Source organism: Bowmanella yangjiangensis (assembly GCF_017255015.1).
Classification (GTDB): Bacteria; Pseudomonadota; Gammaproteobacteria; order Enterobacterales; family Alteromonadaceae; genus Bowmanella; species Bowmanella yangjiangensis.
Map to the genome: position 1 here is coordinate 1 of NZ_JAFKCS010000366.1, position 799 is coordinate 799.

Consider the following 799-nt stretch of genomic DNA (forward strand, 5'->3'; position numbering starts at 1 on the left):
GGTCTGCTTGGCGACGTCACCGACTTCCTGGGCCATGGTGCGCAGCTGGGTGGTGTAGCCGCTGAGGCGAACCACTTCGGCGAGCAGGGTTTCCTTGCTGTCCAGGGCCTGGCGCAACTGGCTGACGATGTCTTCCAGTTCGTGTTCGCTGCCGGCCAGCAGCTTCAGCAGCGCTTCGTCGTCGCTCGGCGCATCTACGCCGACCACGGCGCTGATGCGCTGCGCCAGGTGGGTGAAGCGTTCGCTCAGGGCTTCGATGGCGGTCTGGGTGTGGAGGCGGGCGGCTTCGATCTGCTGCGACCAGATGGGCGCGATGTTGCGGCACAGGTCCGCCAGGCCATGCACGTGGCGTTCGGCTTCCTGGGCCTGGCCGACGGCGATGGCGCTCTCCTGGACCTCAGAGAGGGTCCGCGCCTGCGCGCTGGCCTGGCGGCGCAGGCTGACATGCACCACGACACCCGGTAGCAGGGCGGCGACCAGCCAGTAGTGGCTGGGTACTTGCGTCGCCAGCCAGACCAGCGACAGGCTGCAGAGGCTGACGAGGACGGTGGGAATCCAGCTGGCTTGGGTGGTGGTCTGAGCGTTCACGTTCACACTCCATCGAGCAACGGGAGCGGGTATTGGCTACCCGTTCATGGCTGTCAGGATGGTCTGTGAAGGGCTATCCGGGCATCGTCTGATTCCGGTGATGGCATAAGGCTATTCCGGTTTTTTGTAGGAATTTTCCTACCTCGACAGCTGCTCCGTCAGGGCGAAGCGGATGATGTCGGCATTGCAGCTGAAGCCCATCTTCTCCATC

At 64.2% G+C, this 799-nt stretch carries 1 protein-coding gene; it reads right to left on the minus strand.

The window, feature by feature from the left end; all coding sequences use genetic code 11:
* Positions 1–588, minus strand: a 588-nt coding sequence (locus J0A65_RS24590; RefSeq protein ID WP_206596872.1) for a hypothetical protein, incomplete at its 3' end; no start/stop codon positions are given.
* Positions 589–799: the final 211 nt, after the last annotated feature.